We start from the raw sequence: 17,453 nt of genomic DNA on the forward strand, positions 1-17,453 counted from the left end.
AGCAGCAACGTCTTTCAAGCGGACGTCGACTGCGACAACGCCACTGGTCAGAGTGGTACAACCGGGGATTTGGTCATCTCAAACGATCCTGAATCGCCCCACCAGCAGATCGCGGTCGCGGGACGAGGAGCCGACCAGCAGGTCGAACGCGCCGGGTTCCACGACGCGGCGCCCGTCCGCCGCGACGAGGGTGCAGTCGGCGGCGGGCAGCACGATGTCCACGTCGACCGTCTGGCCGGGCCGCAGATCGACCTGCCGATGGGCCTTGAGCTCCTTGTCGGCCCAGGTCACCGAGGTGACCAGGTCGCGCACGTAGACCTGGACGGTCTCGCGGGCCGGCCGGCGGCCGGTGTTGGCGAGGGTGACCGTCGCGCGCACGTCGTCGCCCGGTCCGACCTGCGGCGTATGGATCCGCAGGTCCGTGTAGGCGATGTCGGTGTACGCGCGTCCTTCGCCGAACGCGAACAGCGGGTCCTGGGTCAGATCGGCATAACGGTCCCCGTGCTGGCCGCGGATCTGGTTGTAGTACACGGGCTGCTGACCGACGTGGCGCGGAACGGTGAGCGGGAGGCGGCCGCTGGGCTCGATCAGACCGAGCAGGAGTTCCGCGATGGCACGCCCGCCGCGCATGCCCGGGTTGAACGCCTGGATGAGCGCCGCCGCGTCCACGGCCGACCGCGGCAGGACCTGCGGCTTGGAGCTGATCACCACGACGACCATGGGTTTCCCGGTGGCCGCGAGGGAGTCGAGGAGTTCGATCTGGCCGCCGACCAGGTCCAGGGTGGCGGTGGAACGGGTCTCACCGATCAGGCCGATGGTGTCGCCGACGACGGCGACGACGAGGTCGGCGTCCTCGGCGGCGGCGACGGCCTCACGCAGCAGGTCCGGGTCGGGCCGGGCGGGCACGACGATGTCCGGAGCGGGCTGCCCGTCGGGCAGCAGCGGTCCCTGCGGATCGGGCACGAACTCCGCGATGTGGCAGCCACGGGCGTGGGTGACCGACCAGTCGGCGGGCACGACCGCCTTCAGACCGTCCAGAACGGTCTCCGTCAGATGCCGCGGATGGCCGTCCGGCAGCCAGTCGGCCTGCCCGGAGGAACCGGCCCAGTCACCGAGTTGTGCGTCGGCCGCGTCGGCGTTGGGGCCGATCACGGCGATGCGCCGCGGGGCAGCCCCGGCGGGCGCCGCGGCCCGTCCCGATGCGTCGGCCGTCGCCTCGTCCACAAGGGGCAGCGTGCCGTCGTTGGAGAGGAGGACGAGGCTGCGGCGCGCCATCTCCAGGTTCAGCGCGGCGTGATCGGGGGATGCGATGGACACGGCCTGTCGGGCGGGGTCGGGCCGGCGCGGGTTCTCGAAGAGCCCGAGTTCGAACTTCAGCGTGAGGATGCGGCGTACGGCGGCGTCGATCTCGGCTTCCGTCAACTGCCCGCGGGCCACCGCGTCCTGTGCGCCGTCGAAGAACTGCGGCGTGGTCATGATGATGTCGTTTCCGGCGCGCACGGCCCGTGCCGCGGCCTCGGTGTGGTCGGCGCACACATGCTGCTCCCACACCATGCGGCCGACGTTGTCCCAGTCGGTGACGAGGGTGCCCGTGTAGTTCCACTCGTCGCGCAGGACCTCGCGCAGCAGCCACTGGTTCACGGTGATGGGCACGCCGTCGATCGACTGGTATCCGATCATGAAGGTGCGGCAGCCCTCGCGTGCGACGCGTTCGAAGGGCGGCAGGAACCAGGAGCGCAGCTTGCGGCGGCTGAGGTCGGCCTCGCTCGCGTCGCGGCCGCCCTGGGTCTCGGAGTAGCCGGCGAAGTGTTTGGCGCAGGCGAGCACGGCCGTGGGGTCGTCCAGGCCGTCGCCCTGGTACCCGCGCACCATCGCGGAGCCGAACTCGCCCAGCAGATAGGGGTCTTCGCCGAAGGTCTCGCCCACCCGCCCCCAGCGCAGGTCGCGGGCGATGCACAGCACGGGGGAGAAGGTCCAGTGGACGCCGGTGGCGGAGATCTCGACGGCGCTCGCGCGGGCGACGCGCTCGACCAGCTCAGCGTCCCAGGACGCGGCCATGCCCAGTTGGGTCGGGTAGATGGTGGCGCCGGGCCAGAAGGAGTGGCCGTGGATGCAGTCCTCGCCGATCAGCAACGGGATGCCCAGGCGGGTGCCCTCGGCGAGGTCCATGGCCTGCACGATGCGGTCCGGCGACGCGTGCAGGATCGACCCGACGTGCAGGTCCTCTATCAGATGGGTGACGCCGTCCTTCGCGTTGAGCTGGAGCATCTGTCCGACCTTCTCCGGCAGCGTCATGCGTGACACCAGATCCTCGACCCGTGCGGGAACGGGCAGTGCGGGGTCGCGGTAGGGGAGGTCGGCCATGCTTGTTCCTGTTCGTGAGGCAAAGAAGGTGGATACGGATACGACGACGGGGGGCGGCGGGAAGGGGCGGCTGGTCAGTGCCGGGGCTGGGGCATGATGGGTGGATGACCCCTGCCGAGACCCGCACCGCGGGCGCCACGCCCGCCTACGCCAAAGGCCGACAGCGCCGCGAGGAGATCGTCACCGCGGCCGCGTCCGTGTACGCCGACGCCGGGTACCACGGCGCGTCGCTGCGGGAGATCGCGAAGCGGGTCGGCATCAGTCATGCGACGCTGATCTACTACTTCCCGAACCGGGAGGCGCTGCTGGCCGCCGTGCTGGAGCGGCGCGACGAGGAGGACGACGCCCGCGGCTTTCCCCGGGAACCCGTCGGCATCGGGGGTGTGCGCCACCTCCTCGCGCTCGCGGCCCACAACGCGCGCCATCCCGGCATCGTCGAGCTGTACGTCCGCCTGGCGGCCGAGGCGGTCACGCCCGAGCATCCGGCGCACGACTACTTCACCCGCCACTACCGGGATGCGCGTGACTACATGCACTCCGCCTTCCGCGCCATGGCCGAGGGCGGGCATCTGCGCGAGGGGGTCGAGCCGCGTACCGCGGCCGTCGGCTTCATCGCGCTGATGGACGGGCTCCAGGTCCAGTGGCTGACCAATCCCGACGAAGTGGACCTGGTGAGCCCGCTGAGATTCTTCCTCCAGCAGGTGCTGACCACCCCGGTGGACTAGGGCGGCCGAGCCGACGCGCCGCTGCCCCATGCCCTCTCCCCCCTCTGGTCCGGGAACCGTCCATCTTTTCTACCACCCGGTTGAAAATCCCGCCATGGGGCAAGGGGCAGCGGCCGGGGTCAGCAGCCGGAGTCGGCGAGCACGTAGTGACCGGACGACGTCTGCTTGAGGGTGTGGGTGACGAACACGTTGTACAACCCCATGTTCTCGTTGGAGCCGTTGGCGTAGGTGGAGCCGCCGCTGGTGTGGGCCCGGCCCGCCGTGACATGGGCGTAGTTGGTGGCCGTCGTGCAGGTCGGCGCGGAGCCGGTGGTGGTGGCCGTGACGGCCGAGGAGGCCGTGCCGACCGTGCCGTCGGCGGCGACCGCGGCAACCGTGTACGTGTACGCCGTGGCCGGGGTCAGGGCGGTGTCGGTGAACGTGGTGCCGGTGGGTGTGCCGACCTGGGTGCCGCCCCGGTGGACACGGTAGGACGCGGCACCCTGGACCGGAGACCAGCTCAGGGAGATCGAGGTGTCGGTGGCCGGGTCGGCCGTGAGGCCGGTCGGCGCGGGAAGCTGCTCACCGCCGTCGCCCGGGGCGGTGCCGCCGCCCTGGTCGAGTCCCCAGAACTTCGCCGTGTAGTAGCTGGAGCAGATGGTGTCGAGGAAGTACGCGGCGGTGGTGCCGCACTGCTCGGCGCCGGAGCCCGGGTCGACGGCGAGGCCGTGGCCCATGCCGTTGATCTGGTAGAGCTGTACGGCGGGCTTCCCGGACGTGTCGTCATAGCTGGTCAGCGTGGTGCCCGCGGGCAGGCTCGTGGTGCTGGACGGGGTCTGTGAGATGCCGTGGACATTGGTCCACTGGTCGCGCAGCTCGGTCGCGTTGACGGGGTAGACCGTGTAGTCCGAGGTGCCCTGCCAGATCGCGACGCGCGGCCACGGTCCGGCATAACCCGGGTACTGGGCGCGGACCTTGTCGCCCCATTGGGCCGGGGTGAGGCCCAGGCTTCCGTACTGGCAGCTGGACGCGCCGATCTGGCTGGTCGCGCACTGCGCGGGCAGGCCGGAGGCGATCGAGCCGCCCGCGAACACGTCCGGGTACGCGGCGAGCAGGTTCGCGGCCATGCCGCCGCCCGCCGACAGGCCGGTCACGTACACGCGGTGGGCGTCCGAGCCGTACAGCGACTCGGCCTTGGTGACCATCTGGGTGACCGAGGCGGCCTCGCCCTTGTCGCGGGTGGAGTCGGCCGGGTCGAACCAGGTGAAGCAGGAGAGGGAGTTGTTCGCCGCGCCGGTCTGCGGGAACACCAGCGCGAAGCCGTACTGGTCGGCCAGCTTGGTCCAACCGGAGTTGGCGTAGTAGCCGTTGGCCGTCTGGCCGCAGCCGTGCATTGCGACCACGAGCGGGGCGCCGGCCGGCAATCCCGCGGGGACGTATGTGTACATCGACAGATTGCCGGGGTTGGAACCGAATCCGGTCACCTGGGTCAACCCGTCCGCGGCGGAGGCGGGTGGGGCGAGGGCGGTGGTCCCGGCAGCCGCCATGAGCAGGCCGGACACGGCGAACCGTCCGACCAGCCGGGCGAGTCGGCTGAGCAGGGTGGGGCGCACGGTAGTACCTCCGGAGTTCGTGAGACGCACGGAGGCGGGGGATTGACCCGTTCGTGCGGCTCTGGGGTCAGGGGGACGGTAGGCGCGGTGGGGTGGGGGCGGACATGTGGCGGTGCGCCATCGGGCCTCCTGGGATGTGTGGGTACGGTCCGTTGCCGGGGTCATGCCAAGAGCCCAGCGCGCACTGCGAAGAGCGAAGAGCGTGTCCGTGTGCAGTCCGTCCCGGTCCAGGCCCTATGGGGCCGGACACCATGGCTGGGCCGGGGAATGTATGGGCCGACCCTGTGTGTTCGGCCGGTTCGGCTTCCTACGGTGGCGGCCAGCGAACGCAGGGTGGGGAAAGCACAGAGGTGGGGGGAACGAGACAGGAGACGGACATGGAAGCGAGCACGGCAGTGGGTGGCGAAGGGCGCACCGTCGCCGAGATGCCGGTGCCCCGGGCCCGCGCCGACGAGCCCTCACACGCCTTCGGCGGGGAGGCCGACCGCACGGTGAGCGGCGATCGCGGGGCCCTGAGCGGTACCGACCTGATCAAGAGCGGCGGCGGGAACTCCCGCGGCGCCTCGGCCGCTTCGCACCTGCGGCATCTGCTGGAACTCCTCGCCGCCGACGCGCCCGCCGAGGCGCTGGGCGCGGTCACCGGGCAGGCGCGCGAGGCGGGCGTCGACGGGACGGACCTGGCGGAGACCGAGCGGGCGGTGGCCACGGCGCTGCGGGTGCGCAGCTCGCTGCGCGCGCATCGCCGCCGGGAACTCGAACTCGCCGCCCTGTTCGACACGGCCGGCGACCTCGCCGCCTCCCGCGACGTCGACGAGGTGCTGAAGGCCATCGTCCGGCGGGCCAGGATGCTGCTGGGCACCGACACGGCGTATCTGACGCTGCCGGACGAGGAGGCCGGGGACACCTACATGCGGGTCACGGACGGCTCCGTGTCCCCGGTGTTCCAACACCTCCGGCTGGACCTCGGCGAGGGACTGGGCGGCCTGGTGGCGCAGACCGCCCGCCCGTACGCGACCCCGGACTACTCCACCGACGAGCGCTTCCGCCACACCCGCGACATCAACGCGGGCGTGTCCGAGGAGGGTCTGGTCGCGATCCTCGGTGTGCCGCTGCTGCTCGGCTCGGTGCACGGCGGGGACCGGAAGGTGATCGGCGTGCTGTTCGCCGCCGACCGCAGCCCCCGCTCGTTCAGCCCCGACGAGGTGGCGCTGCTCTCCTCGCTCGCCGCGCACGCCGCCATCGCCATCGACACGGCCCGCGCGCTCGACGACACCCGGGCCGCGCTCACCGAACTCGCCGAGGTCAACGAGGTCGTGCGGGCGCACGCGGCGGCCGTGCAGCGGGCCGAGGAGGCACACGACCGGCTCACCGACCTGGTGCTGCGCGGCGGGGACGTGCGGGAGGTGGCCGTCGCGGTGGCCGGACTGCTCGACGGGGCGCTCACCGTGCACGATCCCGCCGGCCGGCCGCTCGCCGCGGTACGGCACGACGGCGGACCGTTCGCCGCCGACTCCATGGACGCGGGCTGGCTGGTGTCGGCCGCCGAGGAGTCCCGTACGGCGGGCCGCGCGGTGGCCCGCTCGGGGCGGTGGGTCTGCGCGGTGCTGGCCGGGCACGAACTGCTGGCCATCATGGTGCTGCACCAAAGCCACCCGCTGGCGGACGCCGACCGGCGGATGTTCGAGCGCGCGGGCGTCGTCACCGGCCTGCTCATGCTGCTGCGGCGCACGGTCGCGGAGACCGAGAACCGGGTGCGCGGCGAACTCGTCACCGACCTGCTGACCGACGCCGGACGCAACCCCGCGCTGCTCACCGAACGGGGCCGCCGACTCGGCATCGACCTCGACCGGCCGTATCTGGTGCTGGTCGCCGACACGGAGCCCACGGCCCGGGAGCGGCTGGGTTCGGCCGCCGTGCGCTACCTCTTCGGGGCCCCGGCCGGCTGCGCCGGCGCCGAACACGCCGGTGGCGTCGTGCTGTTGACGGTGGCCGACGAACGGCTCACGCCCGGTCAGTGCGCCCGTGCCGCGGCCTTACAGCTCGGGCACCTCACGGGCGCCCCGGTCACGGTGGCGGCCGCAGGACCGGTCTGCGGGCCGCACCGGATCGCGGACGCGCACGCCGAGGCGGTGCGCTGCCTGCGCGCCCTGCATGTGCTGGGCCGCCACGGCGACGGCGCGTCCGCCGGTGAACTGGGCTTCCTCGGCATGGTGTTGAGCGACAAGAAGGACGTGAGCGGATTTGTGCGCGGCACGCTCGGGCCGCTCCTGGACTACGACGCCCGGCGGGGCACCGAGCTGGTCCCCACGCTCGCCGCCTACTTCGGCGCGGGCGGCAGCCTGACCCGCGCCAAGGACACGCTGCACGTGCACGTCAACACGGTCGTGCAACGCCTCGACCGTATCGAGGCGCTGCTCGGCGCGGACTGGAGCCGCCCGGACCGCGCGCTGGAGCTGCAACTGGCCCTCAGACTGCGGGAACTGAGCGGTTGACCCGCTTGCCGGCGGTGGGCGGCCGCCAGTCCGCCGCCCTCGCGTGTCAGCCGCCCCGCCCCCGTGTGTCAGCGGCCCGTCGACCGGACGGCCGCCTTCAGCAGCAGGTCGGCGACGAGGCCCGCGCCGTCCTCACCGGTGAGCACCGTGTAGTGGTTGGTGCCCGGCGCGCGCAACGGTGTGACGCCGGTGCCGTCGAGGGCGGCGCGGGCGAGGCGTTCCTCGTCGTACAGCCCCTGCGGCTCGTCCATCAGACCGCGCTCCGCCCACAGCAGCGTGGCGGGGGAGGGCAGACGGCGGATCGCGGTCAGCACGTCCTCCTCGAACTGGCCGACACCGTCGGTGCGGACCGCCTCCAGACGGCACGAGGACCGCATGCTCGGCTCCTCACCCACCAGGTCGCGCTGGATGTACGCGTCCACCTCCCGCGTCCACCGGTCCGTGAACGCGGGGTGGACCCGCCAGAACGCCCGGTAGGCGGCCCGGTCGCGAAAGGTCATCGACAGCCGGTCCATGGCCGGGCCGATCACCGCGGTCATCAGCTCGTCAGGGGACAGCTGGGTGGGGGCCGGGAACCCGACCCCGCCGTCCACGAGCAGCAGCGGACCGAACCGCTCGGGGTGGCGTACCGCGGCCAGGGCCGCGGTGAACGCGCCCATCGAGTGCCCGGCCAGCACCGGCCGTCGCAGCCCCAGCGCCTCGGCCGTCGCGGCGGCGTCGTCGGCGTGCGCGGCGATGCCGTACGGCCCGGGAAGGTCCCGGCTGCCCGCGCGTCCGCGCAGATCGGGGGCGACGAGCGTGGCACGGCCCGCGAGACGGCGGGCGACCGGCCCCCAGGACAGCCCGTTGGCGGTGATGCCGTGCAGGGCGAGCACCGTGGGCGCCCCGGGATCGGCGGCGGCCCAGCGCAGCACGGCCAGGTCGCCGCCCGGCACGGGGACGCTCAGCTCCTCGAAGGGCAGCGGCTCGGGGCCCGCGGGCGCTTCGGCGGGCGGGGTGTCGGCGGTGGTCACGACGATTGCCTTTCCTTGACGTCGGCGTCGGCGGAAGCGGCCGACGCCCTGCTGTGCCGGACGGCGGGAGCGGTCCGCCCACCGCCGGTACCGGACCCGGATCCGTCGGCATCCGATTCTTCCCCGCGACCGCCGTCGCCGTCACCCGGGCCGGCGTCGGCACCGCGGCGCGCGGCGCGGGCGGCACGGACACGTCCGGGCAGGGCGGCGAGGCCGCCCGGCAGGACGCCCACGATGACCACGAACAGCACGCCCAGCAGGAACAGCGGCTGGCTGAGCGGCACCCGCAGCACGGCGGGCAGGTCCGCGACGGCCGCCGAGCCGGCGACATCGCCGAGGCGTTGGTCGGCCCAGGTGTACAGGACACCGCCCAGCATCGGCCCCCACCGGGTGCCGGAGCCGCCGAGGACGACCATCACCAGCAGCGACAGCGTGAACTCGGAGCTGGTGGTGTGCGGGGTGGAGCCGCCGGTCAGCAGCAGGTGCACGATGCCGCCCAGCGCGGCCAGTGCGCTCGCGACGGTGAAGGCCAGCAGCTTGAACCCGTACGGGCGCAGGCCCAGCACCTCGACGCGCCGCTCGTTCTCCCTGATGCCCTCCCAGACACGGCCGGTCGGCGAATGGGTGGTCCAGTGCACGACCGCGAGGGTGAGGGCGAGAAACGCGAGGGTGATCCAGTACAGGTTGGCGGTGTTCTCGATGCCGACGAGTGCCGACGGCAGCAGATCGGCGGCGACCGCGCGGCCCTCCTCGCCGCCGGTGAAGCCGCCCGGGTCGCGGGCGACCAGGATGGAGGCGGCCTGGGCGAAGGCCAGCGTCACCATCGAGAAGGCGATGCCGGTGACGCGCAGGGCGACCGAGCCGAGCAGCACCGCCAGGGCGATGCCGAAGACGAGGCCGAGCACGGCGGACAGGCCGAACGACAGCCCCGCCTCCTGCATCATCGTGTTGGTGGCGTAGCTGCCCGCTGCGAAGTACAGCGCATGGCCGAAGGAGAGCAGGCCGGTGCGGCCCAGCAGCAGGTCGTAGCCCGTCGCCAGGGCGCCGAACAGCAGGCACAGCGCGAGGAGTTGCAGACTTCCGGGACTGCCGACGGGCCCGTCCAGCAGACCGGGGACCTCGATGGCGCCGTAGGGCAGCACGAACAGCAGGACGAACAGGCCCACGGGCCACCAGCGCAGCAGGCGGCGGGCGGCGGAACGCTCCGCACCGGCCGCGAGAGCGGCGCCGGTGCCGGTGACGGTGCTCATGCGAGCCTCCCGGTGAGACCGCGCGGGCGCACCAGCAGCAGGGCGGCGAGCAGCACGACGACGGCGAGGTCGCCGAGTCCGGCGGTGGTGTAGTAGTTGGCGAACTGCTGGACGAGCCCGATGACGACGGATGCGACGGCCGCGCCGGTCACCGAGCCCATGCCGCCCGTCACGACGACCACGAACGCGAAGATCAGCAGCGAGGTGCCCTGGCGGGGGTCGACCGAACCGAAGTACAGGCCGCCGAGTGCGCCGCCCAGCGCGGCGGCGGCACCGCCGATGGCGAAGACCAGGGTGAACGCCTTGCCGACGTCGATGCCCAGCGCGGTCACCATGGCCCGGTCCTCGACACCGGCCCGGACCACCAGTCCGTGCCGGGTGCGGTCCAGGAACAGCTTCAGACCGGCCCAGACCAGGACGGCCCCGGCGATCAGCACGAACCGGTTGGCCGGGATCTGCGCGCCGAGCACACCGACCGTGTCCTTGAGCGCCTTCGGGCCGGGGAAGGTCAGCGCGTCGGTGCCCCAGATGCCCGCGAGCAGCGCGGGCACGGCCAGCGAGACGCCGACCGTGGCCAGCACCTGCTCGCGGGGCCTGGTGTACAGCGGTCGTACGACGGCCAGTTCGAGCAGGACCGCCGCGAGGGTGCCGACCACCACGCCGAACCCGACGGCCAGCACGAAGCCGGCGCCGCCGGAGCCGGCGCCGGGCAGGTTGCCTGAGGCGGCCCACCAGGTGGCGTAGGCGCCGATGGACAGCAGCGCGCCGTGCGCGAAGTTGAGCACGTCCATCAAGCCGAAGATCAGCGAAAGGCCGGAGGCGATGAGGAAGTACAGCGCGCCGAGGCCGAGCCCGGTCAGGGTGAGCAGGACGACGGTGTCCATCAGGCGTCGGCCTCCGTTCGGTCGGACCGCGGACCCGCGGGCGCATCGGCGTCGGCGGACCCGTCGGGCGGAGCGGCGGCCGGCGCCGCGAGGGCTGCGGAGGCGGTGGGCGCGCGGCCGACACCGAGCAGCCGGCGGGTGGCGTCCGGGTCGCCGAGCAGGCCGGCGGCGGGCCCCTGGTGGGCGGTGCGGCCGTCGGCGAGCACCGCGCAGTGCGTGGCGAGCCGGCGGACCATGGCGAGGTTCTGCTCGACGAGCAGCACCGGGACGGCCTCGGCGGCACGCTCCAGTACCTGTGTGACCTCGGTGACGACCTTCGGTGCCAGGCCCTTGGTCGGCTCGTCCGCGATGATCAGCCGATTGCCGTTGAGCAGGGTGCGGCCGATGGCCACCATCTGCTGCTGGCCGCCGGAGAGCGTGCCGGCCGCCTGCTTGGCGCGCTTGAGCAGTTCGGGGAAGAGTTCGTGGACGAGGGCGTAGTCCGGCTCGCCGTCGCCGCGTTCGGCCAGGCGCAGGTTCTCCGCGACGGTCAGCCCGGCGAAGACGCCACGGTCCTCGGGCGCGTAGCCGATGCCGCGGCGCACCAGGGTGTGCGTGGGCAGGCCCACGGTCTCCTCGCCGTCCAGCAGCACGCTGCCGGTGCGCGGCACCAGGCCGAGCACGCCCCGCACAGTGGTCGTCTTGCCCGCGCCGTTGCGGCCGAGCAGGGCGGTGACACCCTGCTCGGCCACATCGAGGTCGACGCCGTGCAGGATGTGCCGGCCGCCGATCAGTACCCGCAGGCCGCGCACGCTCAGCAGGGGAGCGCCGCCGGGTGCGGGGGGTGCGGCGGTGACGGTTCGGGCCGCCCGGTCGGGGCTCACAGGGCCTCCCCGAGGTAGGCCTGCTGGACGGTGGCGTCGGCGGTGACGGCCTCAGGGGTGTCCAGCGCGAGCAGGCTGCCGTGGTGCATCACGGCGAGCCGGTCGGCCAGGCCCAGCAGGACGTCCATGTGGTGCTCGACCATGAGCACGGTGCGGCCCTCCTCACGGTGCAGGGTGCGGATGAGTTCGGTCAGGGCGGGTACCTCCTCGGCGCTGACGCCCGCCATCGGCTCGTCCAGCAGCATCAGCCGGGGCTCCGCGACCAGCAGGACGGCGAGCTCCAGTTTCCGTTTCTCGCCGTGCGAGAGGGACCGGGCGGGGGCGTCGGCGCGGTGCGTGAGGCCGGTGCGGGCCAGCACGTCGTCGACCTTGTCCTGGTGCCGTGGGGCCCGCCGCCAGATCCGGTACGAGCCGCCGACCGCGGCCTGCGCGGCGAGCCGGACGTGTTCGGCGACGCTCATCGCGGGCCACAGGCTGGACGTCTGGAAGGTGCGGCCGAGGCCGCGCCGCGCCCGCACGTACGGGGCCTCGCCTGTGATGTCCGTCCCGTCCAGGACGATGCGGCCCGTGGTGGCCGGGACCAGCCCGCTGATCAGGTTGAACAGCGAGGTCTTGCCGGCCCCGTTGGGACCGATGAAGGCGAGGAACTCGCCCTCGTACACGTCCAGGGAGACGTCCGAGAGGATGGTCGCGCCGCCGACGCTCCAGCCGACGCGGTCCAGACCGAGGACGGCCGCGGGAGCCGCCGTCGCACCGGACACGCCTCCCGCGCTGCGGGATGCCGTGGTCACGGGTCAGCCCGCCAGGGGCTTGACGGGCGGGGCCACCTTGTCCAGCGGGAGCGTCCGGACCAGCTCCGGCTCGGCGGTCTTGCCGCTGCCCTTGAGCCGCGCCTGGAACATCGGCTGGAGCAGGGCGTGGTCCTCGGCGCGGATCCGCTGCTCACCCTTGACGCCGTCGAACGTCCAGCCCTCCAGGGACTTCACCATGGCGTCGGTGTCGGTGGCGCTCGCTGCGACGGCGCGCACGATCATCTGGGCGGCGGTGAAGCCGTCCGGGGTGAACAGGTCGGGGGTGCCGCCGGCCTTCTCGACCGACTCGGTCATGGCCTTCTCGGCGTCGGTGCCGGCCGCGCCCGGGAAGTAGTGCGCGAGGAAGGTGATCTTCTCGCCGCCCGCCCCGAAGACGGGGTACGAGGCGGTGCCGGCCAGGCCGGTGGTGACCTTCGACGAGGTCAGCACGCCCTGCTGGTCGAGGGCGGTCCACAGCGCGGGGGCGGTGGCGCCCGCCCAGGCCACGAACACCAGGTCGGGTGCGGCGGACTTGACCTGCCGGGCGAACGGGGTCAGGTCGGTGGCGCTGGGCGGGGCCAGCACGGAGGAGACGGTGGCGCCCTCGCCGCCGAGCACCGCCTTCACGGCGTCGACGTTGGCCTGACCGAAGGTGGAGTCCTGAGCCAGCACGGTGACCTTCTTGCCCTTGGCGTCGCCGAGCATCGCGGCGGCGGTCAGGGTGTCCTGGTAGGACTGCCGGCCGGACCGGAACGTGTACTTGTTGATGCCGGTCAGGCCGTCCGTGGCGGCCGGGCCGTCGATGAAGAGCACCTTGTTCTGGGCGGCCAGCGGGGCCATCTGCAGGGCGATGCCGGAGTCCGTGCTGCCCGCGAGGATCTTCGTGCCCTTGCCGATCAGGTCCTTGGCCGCGGCGATCGCCTTGGAGGCGTCACCGGCGTCGTCCCGCTCGGTGATCTCGATGGTGTGGCCGCCGGCCTTGCCGGTGCCGTTGGTGGCGTGATCGAGACCGGCCTTGAAGCCCTCGATGTACTGCTTGCCGTAGGCGGCGAGCGGACCGGTCTTCGAGTAGACGAGGCCGACCTTCACGGCCGCCGTGCCCTTCGAGTCGCCGGCGGAGTCGGAGCCCGCCGTGCCGGCCTCGGCGCAGCCGGAGGCGAGGAGTGCGGCGGCCGCGAGGACGGCCCCGGCGAGGATTCTGGTGCGGCGCAGGTGTGCGCGGTGTGCGGGCATCGTGGGCATCGGACCGGCTCCCGGGGGGTGGATGCCGCGCCGAGCCGTGCCGCGGACAGTGGCGGCGGCACATGTACGGCGGACGGCGGCGGCGCGGTTGCTGACGCAGGGGACGGTAGGAGCCACCGAAGGGCTGCCGATATGGTGTTGACCACCGCAGCTGAGGTGGTGCACATATGTCCGTCCCACATGGTTCCGGCCCATAGAGAACGGTCGGCCGCGCCGCTCCAGGCCGACGAGCCTGCCCGTGGTCGTCGTCGGGTCCTCGGAGGGGGCAGCCGCCGGTCTGCGGTCTCCGCCCCGCTCAGCTCGAACACCGGCCGTTCCACCTGCGGGAACGGCCGGAGGATCGGGTGGTCGGCGAACACTGCCTTGGCTCCCCGGCCGGCGAGATGCCGCCCACGGCCTGAGGCCCGCCGCGTCACCTCCAGCGCAGCAGCGCCCCCAGTCCGCCCGCGGGTATGTCCTCGTGCGTTCCTGTCGCCGGGGTCACCGAGAGGGCCGCGGCGTCGGTGGCGACCACGGAGCGGATCACGGCGTCGTCGGCGCGGGTCGGCCAGGGCCGCGGCTCGCCCAGTGTCTTGAGATCCGTGCGCCGCACCGCCACCTGGTCGGGGGCCTCGCCGATCCACACCTCGCGGTGTGTGTCGGGGCCGTCCGGACGGACCAGCAGTTCGTCGATGCGGTGCTCACGCGCCGCCTCGACCAGCGCGGGCACGCCCTCCACGGCTCCGGCACGCCCTTCGGCGTCGGGGGTCCGGGCGGCCAGGAACCGTCCCAGCTCCGCTTCCGCGCGCCGACGGACGTGCTCGACGCGGGCCCGCTCGACCTCCTCGTCCAGGAGCCTGCTGCCGATGCCGTGGTCGGCCTCCACCACGCGGTCGGCCAGTTGCTGGGGCAACCGCTCGTGCACGGCACGGCACTCCCGCTGCTCCCCGACCAGGATCAGCAGGTCGGCGCGGACCTCGTCCTGGCACGCGGCGAGCGCGTCGGCGATCTCCCCGGCATTGTTGTCCCAGGTGTTCTCCACCCTGAGCTGGAAGTGCCGCTCCGACCAGTCGGCCGTCGCCGTGCGGTGGATGGGCCAGGACTGACCGGTGACCGAGCCCGTCCCACGGCTGCCCACCCCGCTGCGCAGTTCGAAGTCCGCGCCCCTGCGGTCGACGTACGCCACCAGGCAGACGGGGTCCTCGCCCGCCAGTTCCAGCAGCGGCGCCACATGCGGCAGGGGCGCCCACCGGGCAGAGGTGCCGCCCGGCGGCCGGGCCAGCGGCGGGTCCAGGAACACCTCGCCGGCATGCGCGAAGACGGCTCGGCCGTGCGGATCGGTGGAGTGGCGCAGATCGTCCACGGCCTCGGTGACGGCCCGGCAGGTCGGCTCGTCGGCTCCCTGCTCGGCCAGCTCGCGGCCGACCGCCTGGGCGGTCAGCTCCCGTTCGTGCGGTGTGTCCTCCGTGTGCCGTGAGAGGTCGACGTACACCGACGCCCAGGGCCCGGAGCGTTCGTACAGCGGATACAGAAAAGCAAGATCCATGGTCTTCTCCCGGGTGCGCGCTGCGGCCGACGCGCCGTGCGGCGTGGCCGGGCCGGTCGTCCGCCGCGTCCGGCACCCCGTCACGCGGTCGCGGTCTGCTCGGCGAACACGTCCAGGAACGTCTCGCAGAACGCCTTCAGGTCGTCCGGCTTGCGGCTCGTGACGAGCTTGCCGGGGCCGTGGTCGCAGACCTGTACCTGCTCGTCGACCCAGGTGCCGCCCGCGTTGCGGATGTCGGTGCGCAGGCTCGGCCAGGAGGTCAGCGTCCGCCCCCGCACGACGTCGGCCTCGACCAGCATCCACGGGGCGTGACAGATCGCGGCGACCGGGCGGCCCCGCCGGAAGAAGTCCTTCACGAACGACAGGGCCGGCTCACTCAGCCGCAACTGGTCGGGGTTGGCGACGCCGCCCGGCAGCACCAGCGCGTCGAAGGAGCCGGCCGATGCGGGGTCCACGACCTCGTCCACGGGAAAGGTGTCCGCCCTGTCGAGATGGTGGAAGGCCTGCACCTCGCCCGGCCGCGTCGACACCAGTACGGGCTCGTGGCCCGCGTCGGTCACGGCCTTCCAGGGTTCGGTGAACTCGACCTGCTCCACGCCTTCGGGTGCGGTCAAAAACGCGATGCGCATGATGGTGATCGTCCTTTCGTCGGCCGTACGCCGCGGCGAAGGTGTGCCCTGCGGCGGTTGCCGCCGGTTGCCTCCCTTGGATTCGGCGCGCTCGCGCGACGCCGGTGTGACGCCGCCCGGAGTACCCACCGGCATCGCACCTATGCGCCCTGGCGGGCGTGGCCGGTCGCCGGCCGCTGCGGCGCCGTCACGGGTGTCCCCGCCGCGGGGACACCCGTTCCGGCGCCGCCCCGTGCCACCGTCACGCGGCCGCCCGCAACGCCTCCCGCTCCGGTACGCCTGCATCCCCTGCGTCTCCTTGCACCGCCCGCGGCACCGGAGCCGGCAGCCGGCGCGCCCGCAGGACGCGGCCGGCCGTGATCGTTCCGGCGATGAGCAGGCCGCCGACGATCAGGGCGCCGCGCGCACCGGAGACCTCCATCAGCAGGCCGAGCGCGGGCGGGCCGCCGAGGCTCCACACCGTGCCGATGCTGCTCCAGACGCCGAGCACCCGGCCCCGCAGATGGGCGGGCGGGTCGGTCTGCAGCACGGCCGTGCCCGCCGTGTCGGAGGCGGACTCCACCACGGCCATCGGCAGGACCAGCACCAGCAGCACGGCCAGCGAGGGCGACAGCCCGGCCGCCACCTGGAGCAGTCCGCCGGTCGCGGCCAGCGTGCCGACGAGCCGGACCGAGGGCCGGCGGGTCCGGGCGCCGAGGACGGCACCGAGGGCGCCGCCCACGGCGAGCACGGTGGACACGGTGCCGAACGCCCCCGCACCGCCCGCGAGCGGCCCGGTGACGAGCACGGCCAGGGTGAGCCCGTAGTTGCGGCCGAGGACCGAGCTGATGCCGGTGACGCAGGCGAGCGCGACCAGTCGTGGCCGCCGCGCGAAGTGGGCGAGCCCCTGGCGCACGGTCATGTCCCGGTCGGCCGGGTCGCTGCGCACGGCGGGCGCATCCTTCGGCACGGTACGCGCCGATCTGCCGTACGCGGGGCGCAGCAGCGGCACCACCGCGGTCACGAACAGGAACGACAGCCCGTTGGCGGCGTAGGCGGCGGCCGTGCCGAGGAAGCCGACGGTCACGCCGGCCAGCGCCGTGCCGAGCAGCCGGCCCGCGCTGTGCACCAGGGCGCCCACGCCGATGGCCGAGGGCACGTCCCCCGCGGGCACGAGATCGTTGCCGAGCAGGGCGCAGGCCGGTCCGTCGACGGTGGCGATGATGCCGGTCAGGGCGGCGAGCACGAGCAGGGACGGCAGGTCGAGCCGGTCCAGGGCCACGAGCACGGCCGTCGCGAACGCCACCGTGCCGAGCAGGGCCTGGCTGACGGCGACCGTCAGCCGGCGTGGCCACCGGTCGACGGCGGCGCCGCCGAGCACGCTCATGAGCAGTGCGGGCGCGGCCTGCACGGACATGGACAGGCCCGTCGCGGCGGCCGATCCGGTGATCTGCAGGACGAGCAGGTTCTGCACCGTGAGCTGCATCCAGGTGCCGACGTTCGACACGAGGTTGGCGACGGACCACCAGCGCATGCTGCGGTGCCTCAGCGACCGCCAGGGCGAATGCGAGGCTCCGGTGCGCGAGGTGGCGGTTTCGGGCATGGAAGAGGGCGGGGAAGGCGGGGAAGGCGGGGAAGGGGGAGAAGACACGGTCCGGTACTCGATGACGACGGGGAGTCAGCGACAGGGGCCGGGCGGAGCCGAGCGGCCCGACCGGTGCAGCCGAACAGCCCGGCCGCGCTGCGTGTGCAGCGTCCACCGAGTCGGTCACGGCTCGGACCATCGTGGCAGAGCGGTGCCGCGGCCGACCGTTCCCGTGCCGCGGATGCCGCCGCGGCTCGGCCCAACTGTGCGCGGCTGCGCCGCACTTGGGGTATGAGTGTGTTTGCTCACAGGCGCACCCGGCCAGTAGCGTTCACCAGTTGAAACCAACTGTGTCCGCCCTGGTCAGCGGGGCGCGGCGGGACCTGGGGCGGGCCCGGTCACGCGTTGTGCACGCGGGGCTGCCGGCCCCGGCGGTGCCGGCGGGCAACTGCCGGATGACACGGGGAAAACCAGGGGCCGGGAATCAGATGGCGTCGCGCCGTCACGCCGCTTGGGCCC

Annotated in this window: 13 protein-coding genes; 2 read left to right on the forward strand and 11 right to left on the reverse strand. The window is 73.2% G+C overall.

The genetic code is table 11. The features are described from left to right. Positions 1–78: 78 nt before the first annotated feature. The gene (locus ACFYTE_RS16840; RefSeq protein ID WP_388710247.1) at positions 79–2,364 is read right to left on the reverse strand and encodes a glycoside hydrolase family 3 N-terminal domain-containing protein; all 2,286 of its coding nucleotides are present in this window, start codon (positions 2,362–2,364) and stop codon (positions 79–81) included. A 104-nt stretch (positions 2,365–2,468) separates the two neighbouring features. On the opposite strand from ACFYTE_RS16840, the gene ACFYTE_RS16845 reads away from it, so the two are divergent. Then, positions 2,469–3,089 (forward strand): TetR/AcrR family transcriptional regulator, encoded by a 621-nt coding sequence (locus ACFYTE_RS16845; protein WP_388710249.1) that lies wholly within the window; start codon positions 2,469–2,471, stop codon positions 3,087–3,089. Between the two features lie 119 nt (positions 3,090–3,208). Here ACFYTE_RS16845 and ACFYTE_RS16850 read toward each other — a convergent pair whose 3' ends face one another. Then, positions 3,209–4,681: a PHB depolymerase family esterase gene (locus ACFYTE_RS16850; protein WP_388710251.1), complete on the reverse strand. Its 1,473-nt coding sequence runs from the start codon at positions 4,679–4,681 to the stop codon at positions 3,209–3,211. A gap of 377 nt (positions 4,682–5,058) precedes the next feature. Here ACFYTE_RS16850 and ACFYTE_RS16855 point away from each other — a divergent pair, with 377 nt between their 5' ends. Beyond that, positions 5,059–7,173 carry a helix-turn-helix domain-containing protein gene (locus tag ACFYTE_RS16855; protein WP_388710253.1) on the forward strand — a complete coding sequence of 705 codons (2,115 nt, stop codon included), beginning with the start codon at positions 5,059–5,061 and terminating at the stop codon, positions 7,171–7,173. Positions 7,174–7,241: 68 nt separating this feature from the next. On the opposite strand, the gene ACFYTE_RS16860 is transcribed toward ACFYTE_RS16855, so the two are convergent. The 9 genes from ACFYTE_RS16860 to ACFYTE_RS16900 all read right to left on the reverse strand — a co-directional run bounded on the left by ACFYTE_RS16860 (position 7,242) and on the right by ACFYTE_RS16900 (position 16,883). Next, complete coding sequence (locus tag ACFYTE_RS16860; RefSeq protein WP_388710255.1) at positions 7,242–8,186, reverse strand: alpha/beta hydrolase; 945 nt, start codon at positions 8,184–8,186, stop codon at positions 7,242–7,244. Next, entirely contained in the window at positions 8,183–9,436 is a 1,254-nt protein-coding gene (locus ACFYTE_RS16865) for a branched-chain amino acid ABC transporter permease (RefSeq protein WP_388710257.1), read from the reverse strand. The genes ACFYTE_RS16860 and ACFYTE_RS16865 overlap by 4 nt, the downstream gene beginning before the upstream one ends. After that, a complete protein-coding gene (locus tag ACFYTE_RS16870; RefSeq protein WP_388710259.1) occupies positions 9,433–10,320 on the reverse strand; it encodes a branched-chain amino acid ABC transporter permease in 888 nt (295 codons plus the stop codon). The genes ACFYTE_RS16865 and ACFYTE_RS16870 overlap by 4 nt, the downstream gene beginning before the upstream one ends. Beyond that, complete coding sequence (locus tag ACFYTE_RS16875) at positions 10,320–11,111, reverse strand: ABC transporter ATP-binding protein (RefSeq protein ID WP_388710789.1); 792 nt, start codon at positions 11,109–11,111, stop codon at positions 10,320–10,322. Before ACFYTE_RS16875 ends, ACFYTE_RS16870 begins: the two co-directional genes overlap by 1 nt. 68 nt (positions 11,112–11,179) lie before the next feature. Then, positions 11,180–11,944: an ABC transporter ATP-binding protein gene (locus tag ACFYTE_RS16880; RefSeq protein WP_388710261.1), complete on the reverse strand. Its 765-nt coding sequence runs from the start codon at positions 11,942–11,944 to the stop codon at positions 11,180–11,182. 33 nt (positions 11,945–11,977) lie between these two features. Beyond that, a complete protein-coding gene (locus tag ACFYTE_RS16885) occupies positions 11,978–13,207 on the reverse strand; it encodes a substrate-binding domain-containing protein (protein ID WP_388710263.1) in 1,230 nt (409 codons plus the stop codon). A 421-nt stretch (positions 13,208–13,628) separates the two neighbouring features. Continuing rightward, positions 13,629–14,741: a Vms1/Ankzf1 family peptidyl-tRNA hydrolase gene (locus ACFYTE_RS16890; RefSeq protein WP_388710265.1), complete on the reverse strand. Its 1,113-nt coding sequence runs from the start codon at positions 14,739–14,741 to the stop codon at positions 13,629–13,631. 80 nt (positions 14,742–14,821) lie between these two features. Beyond that, the gene (locus ACFYTE_RS16895) at positions 14,822–15,370 is read right to left on the reverse strand and encodes a type 1 glutamine amidotransferase domain-containing protein (protein WP_388710267.1); all 549 of its coding nucleotides are present in this window, start codon (positions 15,368–15,370) and stop codon (positions 14,822–14,824) included. A 241-nt stretch (positions 15,371–15,611) separates the two neighbouring features. After that, a complete protein-coding gene (locus ACFYTE_RS16900; protein ID WP_388710269.1) occupies positions 15,612–16,883 on the reverse strand; it encodes an MFS transporter in 1,272 nt (423 codons plus the stop codon). Positions 16,884–17,453 lie beyond the last annotated feature (570 nt).

The organism is Streptomyces sp. NPDC004629, from assembly GCF_042873595.1.
GTDB lineage: Bacteria > Actinomycetota > Actinomycetes > Streptomycetales > Streptomycetaceae > Streptomyces.

What these genes read in the sequence shown, in the direction of transcription:
- ACFYTE_RS16840 (WP_388710247.1), bottom strand. Translation starts at nt 2,364, where the DNA reads ATGGCCGACCTCCCCTACCGCGACCCCGCACTGCCCGTTCCCGCACGG.
- ACFYTE_RS16845 (WP_388710249.1), top strand. Translation starts at nt 2,469, where the DNA reads ATGACCCCTGCCGAGACCCGCACCGCGGGCGCCACGCCCGCCTACGCC.
- ACFYTE_RS16855 (WP_388710253.1), top strand. Translation starts at nt 5,059, where the DNA reads ATGGAAGCGAGCACGGCAGTGGGTGGCGAAGGGCGCACCGTCGCCGAG.
- ACFYTE_RS16865 (WP_388710257.1), bottom strand. Translation starts at nt 9,436, where the DNA reads ATGAGCACCGTCACCGGCACCGGCGCCGCTCTCGCGGCCGGTGCGGAG.
- ACFYTE_RS16870 (WP_388710259.1), bottom strand. Translation starts at nt 10,320, where the DNA reads ATGGACACCGTCGTCCTGCTCACCCTGACCGGGCTCGGCCTCGGCGCG.
- ACFYTE_RS16885 (WP_388710263.1), bottom strand. Translation starts at nt 13,207, where the DNA reads ATGCCCGCACACCGCGCACACCTGCGCCGCACCAGAATCCTCGCCGGG.
- ACFYTE_RS16890 (WP_388710265.1), bottom strand. Translation starts at nt 14,741, where the DNA reads ATGGATCTTGCTTTTCTGTATCCGCTGTACGAACGCTCCGGGCCCTGG.
- ACFYTE_RS16895 (WP_388710267.1), bottom strand. Translation starts at nt 15,370, where the DNA reads ATGCGCATCGCGTTTTTGACCGCACCCGAAGGCGTGGAGCAGGTCGAG.
- ACFYTE_RS16900 (WP_388710269.1), bottom strand. Translation starts at nt 16,883, where the DNA reads ATGCGCTGGTGGTCCGTCGCCAACCTCGTGTCGAACGTCGGCACCTGG.